Origin of the sequence: Hyphobacterium sp. (assembly GCF_965217055.1) — a bacterium.
Classification (GTDB): domain Bacteria; phylum Pseudomonadota; class Alphaproteobacteria; order Caulobacterales; family Maricaulaceae; genus Hyphobacterium.
The window spans coordinates 1,049,236-1,064,001 of sequence record NZ_OZ244227.1; the positions used below are offsets into that span (position 1 = coordinate 1,049,236).

Here is a 14,766-nt window from a genome sequence, read left to right on the forward strand (position 1 = left end):
CGTTTCCCCTAGATCAGTTGGTTCGAACTAGAATTCCTTGCGGATGCCGATGAACCAGCGGCGTCCGATCTGGTCGTGGCCGACCGCGAGCGGACGGTTAAGTGTCGAGAAGACACCGTTTGCATCGACGAGCGGGGGCTCTTCGTCAAACAGGTTCTCGATACCGACATTGATGGTCCAGTCGTTAGGCGTCCAGGAAACGGAAGCCGTATGGACATAGTAGTCGTCAGTGTACCAGATCGGCTGACAGGTCGTGCCCGGACATGTGAAGTCCGCAGTCGCTGCCGGCTCGTTCTCTTCGCCACCGCCGATGTAGCGGGTGAACCAATTGAAACGCCAGTCATTGCGGTCCAGCGACACGCGGGCATTACCGGCCCAGTGCGGCACATCGGTTTCGCCAGCATTGTCATCCACCGTGCCGAGCACGTTGAAAATCTGCTCGTTGGCGCGAGTGGCCCGCAATTCAACGGTCAGGCCCCAGTCACCCAGGAAGGAGATGTCGTCCTGGAACACCAGGTTGAAGTCGACACCCTTGGACGTGATCGTACCGATGTTGATAAAGGACGAGTCAACCAGATCGATGAAGCCATCACTGTCACGCGTAATGCGGTTACAGAAGCCGGACGTGAAGTTCGGCTGATCCGCATAGCAGTCATTGATGATGAAGCCCTGTCCCGGCTCGGCGATCGAGTCCGACACCACGATGTCGTAATACGTCATCGCGAAGCGGAGATCGAACGCGTCAAACCAAGGTTGCTCGAGCACCGTGCCAAAGGTCTGGGATGTCGAGGTCTCGGCGTTAAGAGCCGTGGTACCACCAGTGATGATCTCGATACCGTAAGACGGTTGACGGTCCGGGTCGAGACCGAGGGCAAACGGGTTCACACCTGCTGCCTGACAGTTGGCAATCACGATCGAGCTACGACCGTCGCCACCCGCGTCATAGGTATCCGGCGTGTTCGGGTTGCCGTCCGACTGGCGGGCATTGACCGGAACCACACAGGGGTCACTGATCGTATTGAAGCCCGAGGCACCGGCGAGGAACTGCTCGCGGGCATTCGGCGCACGATAGGATGTGCCGTACGAACCGCGGAAGCTCATCCAGTCGTTCGGACGATAGACACCCTTCACCGAGTAGGTGAAGTCCGAACCGTAGTTGTTTTCGTCGGTGTAGCGGCCGGACAGGTTGAAGGTCAGTTCTTCAACAAAGCGGCGACCGCGGATCGGCGAAAGCTCGGTCTCGAAGAAGGCTTCCCACAGATGGCGGCGGCCGATGGCCCCACGGTCCGTGTTCCGACGGTGCAGATTGCCGTTTGCGCGGACATCGTCAGCCTGCGAATCGAGGGCATCTTCACGCCATTCGAAGCCGAGGATGAGCGGGATCTCCGAACCGTTGCTGAGCTGGCCCAGATTGCCAGAGACGATACCACCGATCATTGTCTGCTCGACGATGGTGCGGTTGGTTGCATTCGTCAGCAGGTAATCAGCTTCGGCCGGCGTGAAGTAACCGCCGCCTTCCTGGTACAGGTTGGCCGCAAACAGGTTGACCGGAACACAATCGAGCACAGCCGGCTGCGGGTCCGTACAGGAGTAGGTACCCGAGACCGGATCGTAGGTCGTGTTGTACAGCGACGTCTGCAGGCGGTCTTCGTTTACGCCGTAAATACGCTGGAAGCCCTGCGAACGCGCATACGAACCGAACAGTTCATAGGTCCAGTTGTTGAACAGCGGCAGGTCGCCCCGGAAACCGGTGACGAAACGGGTCTGCTGCAGCTCCGTGTCGGTGCGGTCGAGGTGGCCATTGACCCGGACGATCGGGAAGTTGGTTGAGAAGACCGGAGCCAGGAAGTCCGGAATGCCGAACAAGGAGAAGCAGTTCACACCATTCGGGTTCGACACATTGTTACATGGGTTGAACGGGTTGGAGGCCGGCACGTCGGTAGCCACGAAGAACGGATCCGTGCGGATCGTCGACTGACGGTTGGCGACCAGCAGCTCGTAGAACACGCTGGTGTTGGAACCCCAATCGATGTCGTGTTCACCATAAGAGAACAGGCTCCATCGCTCCTGCCCCGGAAGGAAATCCGACTGGCGAGCGCGATCCGACGCGTTGAAGTTATAGAACGGGTCGTAGAAGTCGAAGTCGGCCAGGCCATCGCCATTGCCGTCGACGACATTGCCGCTCAGCGAGCTTTCCGACCAGCCCGGGATGCCAATATTAGTCTGACCCGGCGTCCAATAGACCGACCCGAAGCCGGCGATGGACATACGGTTGATCAGGGACAGGCGACATTCGGTGAAGTCCGCGCCCATGCCCGGAAGCACGTCCTGGTCCTGGGTGTAGATCTGGCCGTTGGCGTCAATGCGGGCGAATGTCTCACAGAAGGAAATATCGCCGACCGGGGTTGCTTCGCGATGATTGTACTCAAACCCGAACCCGGCATAACCGCGGTCAGACGTCACGCCCCAAGCGCCGGCATATGTCGTCTGCGTTCCCGCCATGTCGAACGGCGTTTCGCGGCGGTACTCGAATTCAACGCCTTCGAAATCCGTCCGAAGAATGACGTTTGCCACACCGGCGACAGCGTCCGAGCCGTAGATCGAGGATGCACCGTCGAGCAGCAGGTCGAAGCGCTCCACGATGATGCCCGGAATAACGGTCAGGTCAGGACTCGACGGCGCGCCGCCGATACCGGCCGGCGACATGCGGCGACCGTTAACGAGAACCAATGTCCGGCTGGCGTCGAGCCCCCGCAGGTTGACCTGGGACGAACCCGGGCCGTTGTCGAGCACGAAACCGACAAGCGTCTCGTCGATCTGGAAGCCCGTCGACTGAGACTGCGACTGCAGCACTTCCGCGGCATTCACCAGACCGACTTCGCGGGCCTGTTCACCGGAAATGATCTGTACTGGCGAAATGGACGAGAATTCGGAACGCTGAATACGGGAACCGGTGACCAGAACGGTATCACCTTCATCCTCTTCTTCAGCCTCTTGTGTTTCATCAACAGCGTCCTGAGCGAACGCCGGCGTTACGGTCAGGCCCGCCGCAGCGAAACCTGCCAGAATAGTAGAGCGCAAAAGACGCTCGCGATCCCAGAAACTGCTCACTGTCATACCCCTTCATGACTTCTTTAATTGAGTTCGCGGCGGTGTTTCAGACTACACCAACGCAAACGCGCACAGCCGGAAAGTGGCTACTTTCCTGATCGCACTATCGCGTTGCACTAATGGCAGGTAAAGCTCGCGCCCCATAATCGCCGCATTTCCATCCCGCATGTTGCATAAAAGTCATACGGCGTTCAGGCCGTTGTCATTTGCGGTTCCGGTGAAGCTTTGGCTTGCGTCGCGCGAACACCGGCGCTATGAGCCGACCTCCCTTTGATGGACGGGCGCGTAGCTCAGCGGGAGAGCACTACGTTGACATCGTAGGGGTCGCTGGTTCAATCCCAGCCGCGCCCACCATTTCCTTACACTATTCAATGCTTTCGGAATTATTGTCGGTGGCCGTATTGGCAGCGCGCCGGGCGCGATTATGTTGAGCGCCAGTAATTGGCAGGAGCGCGCTTTGTCCGATGAACTGATCGAGAAACTGGACAGGATTCCCGATCCTGCCAGCGGCAAGGGCCTGCACGCTGCGGGTCGCCTGGACGGGGTCGCGATCCGAAACGGTGTCGCGACAATCGTGCTCAAGGTCGGGGCGGATGAATCCCCGGAGGCGCTGAAGCAATCCATCGAGTCAGCAGCCATGGCGCTGCCCGATGTCGAACGCGTCCGCATTATCTCGACATTGCAGCGGTCCCAGGGTGAACCTGCAGCCCCGGCAAGGCCGCGCCAGGCGGCGCCGGCAGCCAAAAAGCCCGCCAAGCAGGTCATTGCAGTTGCCGCCGGCAAGGGCGGGGTCGGCAAATCGACGGTCGCCGCCAATCTGGCCGCGGCACTGGGCAAATCCGGCCGGCGCGTCGCGGTGCTCGACGCGGACATTTACGGGCCATCGATCCCGCGCCTGTTCGGACTGCTCGATACCAAGGGATTGCGGAAAACGGATACCGGTATCGAACCGGCCGATGCGCATGGCGTGAAAATCGTGTCGATGGGCTTCCTGACCAAGCCGGATCAGCCTGTCGTCTGGCGTGGACCGATGATCCAGGGCGCAATCCAGCAATTTCTCAACGATACCGATTGGGGCGATCCCGACGTGTTGATCATCGACATGCCGCCGGGCACGGGCGATGCCCAGCTGGCGATCGCGCAGACGGTTGCGATTGACGGAGCGGTGATTGCCTGTACGCCGCAGGACCTGGCGCTAGATGATGCGCGCAAGGCGATGGCGATGTTCGAGAAAACGCACACGCCGATCCTCGGCCTGATCGAGAATATGAGCGTCTTCCTGTGCCCGCATTGCGGTGAACCCAGCGAGATATTCGGGCATGGCGGCACCCGGGCCGAAGCCGAGGCGATGGGCGTTCCCTTTCTCGGCGAGATCCCGCTGACCATCGAGTTGCGCGAAAGATCCGACAGCGGCCGCCCTCTAGCCTTCGATGAGGGGGCCGTCGCTGACGCTTTTGCGCGGGCGGCGGAGGCGATGCTCGAATCTGCCGGGGAAGCCCGGAAGCCGGCGCCGGAAATCGTCCTGACCGACTAGCCGGTTTCCCAGGTCTGTACGGCGATGCCGTCCGGCGCGGTCAGTCCGAACACCGTTTGAAGAACGTCTCCCGTCAGCGCCTCTGCCGGCGTGCCATCGGCCACCACAAGTCCGTCGCGGATCACGATCACGCGGTCGGCATAGCGGCAGACCTGATCAAGACTGTGACCGGCAAACACCACGCAGCTGCCGCGCGACGCCTCCTTGCGCAGAATTTCCATGACGGCCAGCTGGTGACGCGGATCAAGCGCCGCGCCCGGCTCATCGAGCAACAGGGCATCGGCTTGCGTGGCAATCGCGCGCGCCAGAAGGATTCGCGCTTTCTCGCCGGACGAGAGTTCACTGAAAACGCGTTCGGCGAGGTGCGCTGTGTCCGTCTCTGCGAGGGCCGCTTCGACCGCGTCCCGGTCCGCAGCACCAGGCTGTGTCAACGGTTTGAGATAAGGGAAGCGCCCGAGTTCGACGACCCGGCGCGCAATCAACGGCCAGGCGAGGCGCGAATCGGCTGGCAGATATGCGATCCGGCGGGCCCGTTCCCGGTCGGTGAACCGGGCCAGGTCGACGCCCTGAAGGCGAACGGTGCCGGAGGCCGGCAACAACTGGCCCGCCAGCGCCCTGATCAGCGTCGACTTGCCGGCACCGTTGGGACCGACAATGGCGGTGACCTTCCCGGCCTGAACGGCCAGGCGGGCCAGTTGGAGAACCGGATACTGGCCATAGGCGCAGACCAGATCCTCGGCTTCGAAATGCGCGCTCATGGCGCCTGCCGCCCTGCGCTGCGGATGAGCTGGAAGAAGAATGGCACGCCCAGAAGAGCGGTCATCACGCCGAGATAGAGCGGTACGCCCTCGCCCGATACCTGCCGGGTCGCCGCGTCCGCAAGCATGAGCAGCGCGCCGCCGCCGAGCGCGGACGGCATGAGCAGGTCAGCTGGCTGATGGTTGACGAAGCGGCGCAGCAGGTGCGGCACGACCAGGCCGACAAAGCCGATCGCACCGGCGACCGCGACACTGCCGCCGACCGCCAAGGCAGTGCCGGCGACGAGCCGGATCTGGACCGAGCGGATATCGATGCCGATGGCGCGCGCGGTTTCCTCGCCGAGCGAAAGACCATCGAGATCGCGGGCCGTCGTCAGGATCAGCACGCTACCTGTAAGGGCCAGCGGTAGCGCAATGGCCACTTCGGTCCAGCTGCTGTTGCGCAAGGAGCCCATCAGCCAATAGGCGATCTCGGACAACGCCCAGGGATTGGGCGAGAAATTCATCGCCAGAGCGACCAGCGCATTGGCCAGCGCGCCGATGGCAACGCCAGACAGGATCAACGTCGTCGCCGTGGCTCTGCGTCCGGCGATCAGCAGCATCAGCGAGGCGCCAACCGCCGTGCCGAGGATGGAAAGCGCCGGCAATATCAGCGCCGACACGGTGGCAAGGCCAAAATAGAGCGCCGCGACTGCGCCAAACCCCGCACTGGCCGACAGGCCGATAATGCCTGGGTCGGCCAGCGGGTTTCTAAAATAACCCTGCAGTGCGGCTCCGGACAGGGCGAGCGACGCGCCGACGATGAAGCCCAGCGCGATGCGCGGAAGCCGCAATTCGACGAGGATCAGCCGGGCAGTCTCGTCTCCCGCAAGCAGCGGTCCGATCGGGAAGCCGTCGGCGAACAGGCCGGCCAGGGCGGCCAGAGCGCAGAGCGCCAGCAGGATCGGGATCAGGCGGCGATTCATCATGTGCGCGGCTCCAGAAGATCGAGCGCGTCAGCGATCAGTTCGGCCGCGTCGATCAATTGCGGCCCCGCGCAGGACCAGGCCGATGCGGGCACATCGATCCGCGCGCGTCCTGCGAGCAGGCGCCGGAAGGCCGAATGCCGCTGGCCGACATTGGCGCGGGTCCGATAGCCGTCAGTGAAGAAGCTGGTCACGACAAGATCCGGGTCCACGCGAAGCGCCCATTCAGCGTCCGCACGAAGCCATCCCTCGGCGCCGGCTTCAGCGGCCGCATTAAGACCGCCAGCCGTGCGGATGGCCGTATCGACCAGCGTATCGCTGCCGGCTGCGCCGCCGGTCACACTCAAATAGAAAACCGAGACCGCCATCGCGCGATCACCGGCGCGGCGGCGCAGGGCTGCGCGGCGGTCCTGCAGGGCGGAAATGGCCGTGGCGGCGCTGTGTTCGCGATCGAGCGCAGCGCCGAGCCGCAACAGATTGGTTTCGACCGTTTCCCAGCCCTCGCCCCAGTCGAGTGACACATGGGCAATACCCGCCGCGTCGAGAAAGCGGGCGGCGGTTCCGGCGCCCGCCGGGCCGAATACGACCAGGTCAGGCTGCAGTGCGACAAGCCGTTCTGCATCGGCATGCGCGCGTGGCAGATCGAGCGCCCAGCCGGGCGCGTCGGACACGGTCTGGCCCGCCTGCCAGGAGACGGCAGCCACCTGATCGCGATCGGCGAGCGCGAAAACATAGGCATCGGCGCACAGATCTGCCGACACGATACGCTCCGGGCCGTCCGCGCTAGCCGCCGAGGCGCAACCCCAGAAAAAGGCCGCGGCCTTCAGATGCGTAGCCAAAGACATCGATGGCCTCCTCGTCAGTGAGATTGGTTCCGCGGACATAGAGCTGGACGGTCTCGCGAACCTGCCAGGCCGCGCGTGCGGACAGCAAGGTATAGGCCGGCAGCGTCACCGTGGAAAATGTACCGAAATCGGTGTCGCGCTGTTCCCCGGTGTAATCTGCCGCGAGGCTCGCCTGCCAGCGGCCAGACCGGGATTGCCAGTCCAGTGCAAGACTTCCGGTCGTTTCCGGTCGCCGTAATTCCGGCACGCCGTTCTCCTCGGCGTCGAGCAGGGTCGCCGTTCCGGAAAGGGCAAGCGACGCGGGCAGGCTGATCGCGCCACCGAGCTCGAGCCCTGCGCGACGGGACTCACCGGTGCGATTGCGTGCGGTGAAGGGAAACACTGCGAAATCGGTGAAAATCTCGTCGGTCAGTTCGGCCTCGAACCAGCTCAGGGAGAAGCGCGCAATATCGCCGAAACCCTGGTCCCAGCCGACTTCCCAGCCAAGCGAGCGTTCCGGCTGGAGATCCGGATTGCCGACGAAGAAGCCCGGGAAAAAGCCGAACAGCTCGTAGACGCCGGGAGTCTTCACGCCCTCCCCGAAACTGGCGCGCAAGCGGCCACCGATGGAGTCGAAGACCCAGGCCCCGCCGATGCGCCAGGTCGCAGCATCCTGGAAACGCTCATTCCAGTCGTGACGGGCCGATGCCGACAGGCGCAGCGCGCCCCGCCTGAACTGATAGTCGAGAGCAGCAGAGGCGGTCTCGATCTCCTGTGACTGGTTTGACGCGGCGCCCGCGCCGGCGAAACTGGCGAAGGTTTCACGCGACGCCTCGGCCAGGCCGGTCAGCCGGTGCGTCGTGCCGCCCGCCTGCCAGTCGCGGGTGAACTGATAGAATGCCTGCAACCGTTCCGCCTCGGTCTCGCGCACAAAGGCTGCGTCGGAAAAGGACGCCAGCCGGTCGGTTGTCAGACTGGCCGCGAGATCGTGCCGCAACCCACCGCGTGCCAGCGTCAGCCGGGCGCCGATCGCGGCCTGGCGTCCCGCAGCAGAGTCATTGGTGTTGTCCAGCAAGCCGTTGAAATCAGAATCGGAATCAAATTCGCTTTCAAAATCGGCAAAGCGGGCAGCCCATTGAATCGACTCGTCTTCTCCCAGCGCAAAGCGACCGGCTGTCGACGCGAAAAAGCGTGAATAGCCGTCGTTTTCACTGCCAGCCCCCGACACATCGATTCCGTCGCTTTCCAGACTCGATGCGGCCAGGCCACCCGACAGACGGCCGTCCTCGCCGGACGCGCGAGCCGCGGCGAAACGGGTTCCAAATGACCCCAATTCGAACTGTGCAAGTCCGGAGGCGGGTGCGTCCGGATCCACCGTGCGGATATTGATTACGCCGCCGATGGCATCGGCGCCCCAGAGCGCGGATTGTTCGCCGCGCAGGATTTCCACGCTGGCGACGCCGAAGCCCGGCAGATGCGCAAAGTCATAGCCGCCGGTCAGCGGTACCGATGCCTCGATCCCGTCGATCAGCACCAGCGTATGATTGGCTTCAGAGCCACGCAGGCGAAGATCGGTCAAGGCGCCAGCGCCGCCCGACCGCGAGACCGCGACGCCAGGCACCGCCCGCAGCGTGTCGGCGAGCGACAAGCCACCGCGAAGCTCGATATCGGCGCGCTCGATAACGCTGACGGCCGAAGTCACATCCTGCGCGGAAACGGGTATGCGCCCGCCAATGACGATGATCGTATCCGCCGCGTCCTCGCCATCCTGAGCGAAAGCTGCAGAGCTCAATACAAGAAACAGGGCGCAACTTCGCCCCAGAACACCGTTTCCGGTCATGGTCACAACTCCGGTCACGGCAAGGCTCCGCGCCCTGCCGGGTTTCAAGGAGTCGCTTCAAACGGAGGTTTCCGTGCCAGCTCTGCGTGACCCCGCACAGGTGACGAGCGACAGCACAGGCAGGTCTTCCGGCTCCCGGGTCATCACGTACCTCGCGCCTTCCCGGGTTTCCCCAGTGGCATGTTGCGAGGCCGCTTTCCGGTCACGGCTGCGGGCACAGCGGGAGACTTACACTCCCTTCCCTATTGATCCCTCGCGGGAACCTGTACGGAGACTTGTCTATCGCGAGAGCGACGGATTTGCCAGCACCTAGATGCTGGCCAGCCGCTTTTCGAACTCACGCAACTTGGAGCGCGCCTTGCGCCATTCCCACCAGAGAAAGGCGATCTTCGGGCCGTCCAAGAGATAGCGTTTCCACATGCGCGTCGGCTCCTGCGCCAGACGGTGGAGCCATTCGAGACGGGTGCGCTGCATCCATTTGGGTGCCCGTTCCGCCTTGCCACCAAGAAAATCGAGCGAAGCGCCGACACACAGGCCGATGCCCGTGCAATCTCCGCGGTCGAGGCAGGCCTCGGCGATCATCTCCTGCTGCGGGGACCCGACACAGAGGAAGATGAAGCGCGACGGATTGTCGGCGACGAATTGGGCGCATTCGGCAATAGCATCGGGATTGTTGCGCAAGCCCATCGGCGGCTCGTGCCAGCGCACGTCGCGGAGGCCGTAGCGCGCCTTCACATTCTCGATGACCTCCTGCGTCCCGCCAATGATGGTAACCGGTTCATGGCGCATGACGACATTGTCGAACAGGGTCGCGGTCAGATCCGAGCCCGGCGTCACATCAACGTCTTCGCCGGACATGGACGCGATGAGCTCGAGAACGCGGCTGTCGCAAACAGTCAGCCAAGCCTGGGCGTAGAGTGGTGCCAGCACATTGTCGCGGCGCAGACGGACGAGGTGGTCGACATTCGGCGTCACCACGAAGGCAAAGGGCGCTTGCGGGTCGCGTTCGGCCAGCCGCAGCATGGTGGTCGGGAAGTCGATATTGTCGAACGCCGAATTCAGGAACCAGATATGGCGCGGTTTGGAACGGCGCTCGCTCTCGGTCAGGATTGGTGTGTGAATGGTCATCAATGACGTGTCCCGTTTCGCGTCAGTCTCGCGTGTTCGGGACGGTTAAGTGCAAGGCGTGCGCCTTGTCGTGCCTGGCCTCCGGGAACCGGCCGGCATGGTTTCCGGACGGTTAATCGCCCCGTTTGAGGGCACGGAATCGGAAACGGGCCGGATGCATTGCCGCGCGGCCCGCGCTTTCCAACGGCGATGGTTCGCCGCAGAGATCCGAGGCCAGCGCTTCGGCCATAAGCGGGGCATGCGCAAAACCGCGCGATCCGAAACCGGAGAGGACGATTTGCGGCGAATCCTCTGTCGTCACGTTTACGGGTTGCGGGGCACCGCGGGCGGCAGCGCGCCAGATCGTGTCGAATTTCGGTCCGGGCAGGCTGCCAGCGACCGGTAGCCGATCCGGCGTGGTCGCCCGGACGCCGGCCCAGCTTGATCCGACACCGCCGAGCCGCGCCGCAGTTTCAGGGCAGCGTTTTTCGAGATCTGCCCGAAGCGCCTTGATGGCTGCCTCTGCCGGACCGGGATCTGCGCCCTTTTCATGGGTCGCGCCGAGGAGGACGCGGCGATCCTTCATGGCCGAGACATAACCGCCCCAGACGATAGGGTGAGCGGGCGGACTGCCATCGAACACCGCGACACGGCCGGCGCTGGCGGCCAGGTCGGCCATGGCTGCCTTCGGCCCGCGGCAATCGACAATGACGGAAGCCTCGAGAAGGCTTTCGGTTTCGGTGACAATCCGGCAATCGCGCGCCAGGGCATGTACAATGTCCTGCGGCGAGAAACGCGCGGCGCGGTCCATCCACAGCCCGTCATCGCGGATTTCATAACTCTCGCCCATGGCGTCGGCGATGGCATCATAGCGCCGGGCTTCCGGCTCATCCCGGAGAAGGCGCAGCGTGCCTTCGGCCTGCAGCAGGCCGAGCCCGTCATAGAGCTGCCGCGCGTATTCGAACGCGGCCAAAGTCGCGCGGACATGCGGCCGATCCGCATTCTCGAGACGCGGCGTCAGCAGACCCGACGGCGCGCCGGACGCGCCGGCGGCGAGGCCGTCCGGGTCGACAATCGCCACGTCACGTCCTCGGCGTTGAAGCGCATGGGCGAGGCTCGCTCCGGCTATGCCGCCACCGCGGATCACGATAGTGCCATCGCTGGCGGGCAGACGCGGAAACGGTGTCGCCTGCGGTGCCGGGAACGGGCCGGCGAACCGCGCTTCAAGGCGTTCGCGTTTGCGGCCGAAGCCGGGTTTTTTCTCGACCTCGAAGCCGGCGCCTTGCAAGCCGCGTCGGACGGCGCCGGCAACCGTGAAAGTGGCCGCGCGCGCGCCGGGCCGGGATAGGCGGGCAAGTTGCGGCCAGACGGTGTCCGCCCACATGTCCGCATTGCCGGAGGGCGCAAAACCATCAAGGAACCAGGCATCGATGCTGGCTTCGATCTGCGGCAGGGCGGCTGCCACATCGTCGTGGAACAGGGTCAATGTCACCCGGTCGTCTTCGAAACGGAGGCGATGCGCGCCCTTCAGCGGCTGGGGCCAGGCGGCAATCAGGCGTTCGGCCAGCGGCGCCAATTCCGGCCAGGCCGACAGTGCGCGCTCGGCGTCGGCGCGGCGCAAGGGGTATTTCTCGAGCGAGACAAAATGGAGCCGGCCGTCGTCGGGGCGGGTATCGCGCCACATCTGCCAGGCCGCCAGGAAATTGAGTCCAGTTCCGAAACCGAGCTCGCCGATGGTGAAACAATCACGACCCTGCCAGGCTTGCGGCAGACCGCAGCCCGCGAGGAAGACTGCCCGGGTTTCGGCGAGTCCGTCCTGCGCCGAAAAATAGATATCACCGAAGTCCGGCGCGACCGGTCCGGTATCGCGCCAATCCAGCCTGGGGGGATCGCAAAAGAGTTTCATTTCGCGCGCTTATAGCGCGGGATCAGCGTCGGAACAGGCTTCGCTCCTCACGCGGTCCGAGAAACAGCCAGAACAGAAATCCGATGATCGGGGCCAGCAGGATGAAGACAATCCAGAGGACACGCGCCACGCTGCCGGTATTCGAGCGGGCCGTTTGCAGAATGGCATAGACGTCGAAAACCAGGACCAGCAGCGCGATCGGTCCACCCAAATCGAAACCCAAAAGAAAATCTCCCTCATCCGGCGGGATGAAGGAGATTATCAAAGGCTGCAGAGCCCGTCAGCTTTCCATTTATCAAGCTTCGGTCTGGATGTTTCCGAGCGCATCCTCGAGTTCGGCGAAGGTCGGCTGCGAACTGCTGGGCACGCTGCCGCGGCCGATCTCGACAGAGATCTGGGCGGCATTGCCGTGCAGGTGTGCCACGAGGACCGACTGGATGATCAGGTAGAAGGCGTGCTCTTCGTCGTAGATCTCCTTGAGGCGCGCCGCCATCGGTCCGACAAAACCGTAGGCGAGGAACACGCCAAGGAAGGTCCCGACAAGTGCTGCACCGATCTTGCCGCCAAGCACGGTCGGCGGCGAGTCGATCGCGCCCATCGTCTTGATGATGCCGAGCACGGCCGCAACGATACCCAGCGCCGGAAGCGCGTCGGCGAGGCTCTGCATGGCATGCGCCGGGGCTGCGACCTCGTGATGGTGCTTTTCGAGCTGTTTCTCCATCGCGTCCTCGACCTGGTGCGGATCTTCGAGGTTCATCGTCATCATGCGCAGCGTGTCGCAGATGAAATCGGTCGCGAAATGGTCCTTCAGGATGCGCGGATAGTTCTGGAAGATCGAGGATTCCTTGGGATTCTCGATATGGGTTTCCAGAGCGATCACGCCCTTGGTCTTCATCGTCTTGGTGAGCTGGAACAGGAGGGCGAGCAGGTCGCTGTAATCCTTGGTCTTCCATTTCGGTCCGGAGACGATCTTGGCGAAATCGCCCAGCGTCTTCATAACTGTCTTGCCGGAATTTCCGATGAGGAAGGCGCCAATGCCGGCACCGCCGATCATCATAAGTTCGAACGGCGCCGCCTTGACGATGATGTCGAAATGCCCGCCCGCGAGTGCGAACCCGCCAAACACCATCACAAATACGACGACGATCCCAATGATCTGAAACATTGCTCTACCACCACCCGTTGTTTTTCCGGCGTCCTCTTTTTGTCGGGACTGTCCGGTTTCGGGACGCACTATCGCCAATTAAGTTTAATACCCGGTGTAATCACCGTTAGGACGTGGTTTACAGCTCGCGCCTGGCTGGCTCTCACATCAACGGGGCCGGGGTCGGAGGAATTGTCGACCGGTTAGCACACGGCTTCTTCAGGAAAAGTGAAACACAGGGTGACTTTACCCGCCCCGGGGTGCAGGCATAAATCTGTTCCATGCCACCGATCTACGATCCTTCGAATCCGTCCGGCCCGGCTGAGCGACGGCGCTCCTTCCGCCTGCTCTTCATTTGCCTGGTCGTGACCGGAATCGGCAATTCGATGCTGTTCGCGATCCTGCCTCCGCTGGCGCGGGAACTCGACGTGGCAGAATTTTTCATCGGTGCGATCTACACGATTTCGGCCCTGCTATTCCTGATCATGAGTCCGATCTGGGGGGCCTTGTCTGACCGTTATGGCCGCCGCCCGCTGATCATTTTCGGCCTGTCATCCTTTGCCCTCTCGACGTTGGTGTTTGCACTGGCCACGGTGGCCGGCCAGTTGGGCTGGGCGCCGCCGCTCATCGCGATCATCGGCATGGCTGGCGCGCGGGCCCTGTTCGGCGGGTTCGGCTCGGCCACCAACCCCGCGGCACAGGCCTATGTTGCCGATCGGACCTCGACAGAAGAACGGACCGAGGCACTGGCCGGGCTGACGGCGGCATTCGGGCTCGGCGGTATTGTCGGTCCGGCTCTGGCGGCGGCCTTCGTCGAGCGCATCGGGATTGCGCCTTTCATGGTCGCGGTCTCCTTCCTCGTCGGCGGGGCCGCGGTGGCCGTCCGCTTCATGTTGCCCGAGAAAACACCGCCGAGACAGCAAAGCCGGCCGATCAATCCCGTCAAGCAACTGGCCTTCGCCTTCGATGCCCGGGTCGCGCCCTTCTTCCTGTTTGGTTGCGGACTGTGGCTGGTGCAGGCGATCAGCCTGCAGGCGATCGGATTCTATGTCATGGACAAGATGGATCTGACGCCGCAGGAGGGGCTGCAACTGGCCGGGGTTGCGCTGACAGCCGGCGCCGGCGCGCTGATATTCGCCCAATTGGTGGTGATCCCTGCGATGAAGGCCAGCCCGCGGGCGCTGATGACGACCGGCGCCATACTGGCCGGTCTCGCCAGTCTCGAAATGGTGATTGCCGCGAATTACGCGTCCATCGTGTTCGGCTACATGCTGGGATCGTTCGGATTCGGACTGGCGCGCTCGGGCTTTACCGGTGGCGCCTCGATTGCGGTGACGCCGGAAGAACAGGGGCGCGCCGCCGGTTCGACCACGGCGACCGCCGGGCTCGGCTTTCTGATTGCGCCCGTCGCCGGGCTCTGGCTGTACCAGGCGATCGGCCCGGAAGTGCCGTACATGCTGAATGCCGTCCTGGCCGTATTGTCCGCGTTGCTGGCCTGGCTGCATCCGCAGATCCGTTCGGTCACGGTCATCGCGCAGCCCCGTCACGAGCCCCGCGGGCCGATCTAGACCTGCGAG

The 14,766-nt window shown here is 63.3% G+C and carries 11 protein-coding genes, 1 tRNA gene and 1 riboswitch; of the genes, 3 read left to right on the top strand and 9 right to left on the bottom strand.

Annotation, left to right across the window (positions count from 1 at the left end; genetic code table 11):
• Window positions 1-27: 27 nt before the first annotated feature.
• Entirely contained in the window at window positions 28-3,111 is a 3,084-nt protein-coding gene (locus ACOOFN_RS05280; protein ID WP_420434402.1) for a TonB-dependent receptor domain-containing protein, read from the bottom strand.
• A 279-nt stretch (window positions 3,112-3,390) separates the two neighbouring features.
• On the opposite strand from ACOOFN_RS05280, the gene ACOOFN_RS05285 reads away from it, so the two are divergent.
• Both ACOOFN_RS05285 and ACOOFN_RS05290 read left to right on the top strand, forming a co-directional pair.
• Window positions 3,391-3,465, top strand: a tRNA-Val gene (locus ACOOFN_RS05285).
• 103 nt (window positions 3,466-3,568) lie between these two features.
• Entirely contained in the window at window positions 3,569-4,645 is a 1,077-nt protein-coding gene (locus ACOOFN_RS05290; protein WP_420434403.1) for an Mrp/NBP35 family ATP-binding protein, read from the top strand.
• On the opposite strand, the gene ACOOFN_RS05295 is transcribed toward ACOOFN_RS05290, so the two are convergent.
• The 8 genes from ACOOFN_RS05295 to motA form a co-directional block, all read right to left on the bottom strand.
• Window positions 4,642-5,403: an ABC transporter ATP-binding protein gene (locus tag ACOOFN_RS05295; protein ID WP_420434405.1), complete on the bottom strand. Its 762-nt coding sequence runs from the start codon at window positions 5,401-5,403 to the stop codon at window positions 4,642-4,644. The genes ACOOFN_RS05290 and ACOOFN_RS05295 overlap by 4 nt on opposite strands.
• A complete protein-coding gene (locus ACOOFN_RS05300; RefSeq protein WP_420434407.1) occupies window positions 5,400-6,371 on the bottom strand; it encodes a FecCD family ABC transporter permease in 972 nt (323 codons plus the stop codon). Before ACOOFN_RS05300 ends, ACOOFN_RS05295 begins: the two co-directional genes overlap by 4 nt.
• Window positions 6,368-7,213 carry an ABC transporter substrate-binding protein gene (locus tag ACOOFN_RS05305; protein WP_420434409.1) on the bottom strand — a complete coding sequence of 282 codons (846 nt, stop codon included), beginning with the start codon at window positions 7,211-7,213 and terminating at the stop codon, window positions 6,368-6,370. The genes ACOOFN_RS05300 and ACOOFN_RS05305 overlap by 4 nt, the downstream gene beginning before the upstream one ends.
• Window positions 7,152-9,032, bottom strand: coding sequence for a TonB-dependent receptor plug domain-containing protein (locus ACOOFN_RS05310; protein WP_420434411.1), 1,881 nt, complete (start codon window positions 9,030-9,032; stop codon window positions 7,152-7,154). The genes ACOOFN_RS05305 and ACOOFN_RS05310 overlap by 62 nt, the downstream gene beginning before the upstream one ends.
• 100 nt (window positions 9,033-9,132) lie before the next feature.
• Window positions 9,133-9,314: riboswitch (cobalamin riboswitch) on the bottom strand.
• A gap of 27 nt (window positions 9,315-9,341) precedes the next feature.
• Window positions 9,342-10,160, bottom strand: a complete 819-nt coding sequence (locus ACOOFN_RS05315; RefSeq protein WP_420434413.1) for a WecB/TagA/CpsF family glycosyltransferase — start codon at window positions 10,158-10,160, stop codon at window positions 9,342-9,344.
• A gap of 112 nt (window positions 10,161-10,272) precedes the next feature.
• The gene (mnmD, locus tag ACOOFN_RS05320; RefSeq protein WP_420434415.1) at window positions 10,273-12,045 is read right to left on the bottom strand and encodes a tRNA (5-methylaminomethyl-2-thiouridine)(34)-methyltransferase MnmD; all 1,773 of its coding nucleotides are present in this window, start codon (window positions 12,043-12,045) and stop codon (window positions 10,273-10,275) included.
• Window positions 12,046-12,067: 22 nt separating this feature from the next.
• Window positions 12,068-12,268 carry a PLD nuclease N-terminal domain-containing protein gene (locus ACOOFN_RS05325; RefSeq protein WP_420434417.1) on the bottom strand — a complete coding sequence of 67 codons (201 nt, stop codon included), beginning with the start codon at window positions 12,266-12,268 and terminating at the stop codon, window positions 12,068-12,070.
• A 72-nt stretch (window positions 12,269-12,340) separates the two neighbouring features.
• Window positions 12,341-13,210: a flagellar motor stator protein MotA gene (motA, locus tag ACOOFN_RS05330; RefSeq protein WP_420434419.1), complete on the bottom strand. Its 870-nt coding sequence runs from the start codon at window positions 13,208-13,210 to the stop codon at window positions 12,341-12,343.
• A gap of 260 nt (window positions 13,211-13,470) precedes the next feature.
• On the opposite strand from motA, the gene ACOOFN_RS05335 reads away from it, so the two are divergent.
• Entirely contained in the window at window positions 13,471-14,757 is a 1,287-nt protein-coding gene (locus ACOOFN_RS05335) for an MFS transporter (RefSeq protein ID WP_420434420.1), read from the top strand.
• Window positions 14,758-14,766 lie beyond the last annotated feature (9 nt).

Bases quoted from the DNA above. Each gene is read 5' to 3' on its own strand.
- ACOOFN_RS05315 (WP_420434413.1), bottom strand. From the start codon at position 10,160: ATGACCATTCACACACCAATCCTGACCGAGAGCGAGCGCCGTTCCAAA.
- mnmD (WP_420434415.1), bottom strand. From the start codon at position 12,045: ATGAAACTCTTTTGCGATCCCCCCAGGCTGGATTGGCGCGATACCGGA.
- ACOOFN_RS05295 (WP_420434405.1), bottom strand. From the start codon at position 5,403: ATGAGCGCGCATTTCGAAGCCGAGGATCTGGTCTGCGCCTATGGCCAG.
- ACOOFN_RS05305 (WP_420434409.1), bottom strand. From the start codon at position 7,213: ATGTCTTTGGCTACGCATCTGAAGGCCGCGGCCTTTTTCTGGGGTTGC.
- motA (WP_420434419.1), bottom strand. From the start codon at position 13,210: ATGTTTCAGATCATTGGGATCGTCGTCGTATTTGTGATGGTGTTTGGC.
- ACOOFN_RS05310 (WP_420434411.1), bottom strand. From the start codon at position 9,032: ATGACCGGAAACGGTGTTCTGGGGCGAAGTTGCGCCCTGTTTCTTGTA.
- ACOOFN_RS05300 (WP_420434407.1), bottom strand. From the start codon at position 6,371: ATGATGAATCGCCGCCTGATCCCGATCCTGCTGGCGCTCTGCGCTCTG.
- ACOOFN_RS05335 (WP_420434420.1), top strand. From the start codon at position 13,471: ATGCCACCGATCTACGATCCTTCGAATCCGTCCGGCCCGGCTGAGCGA.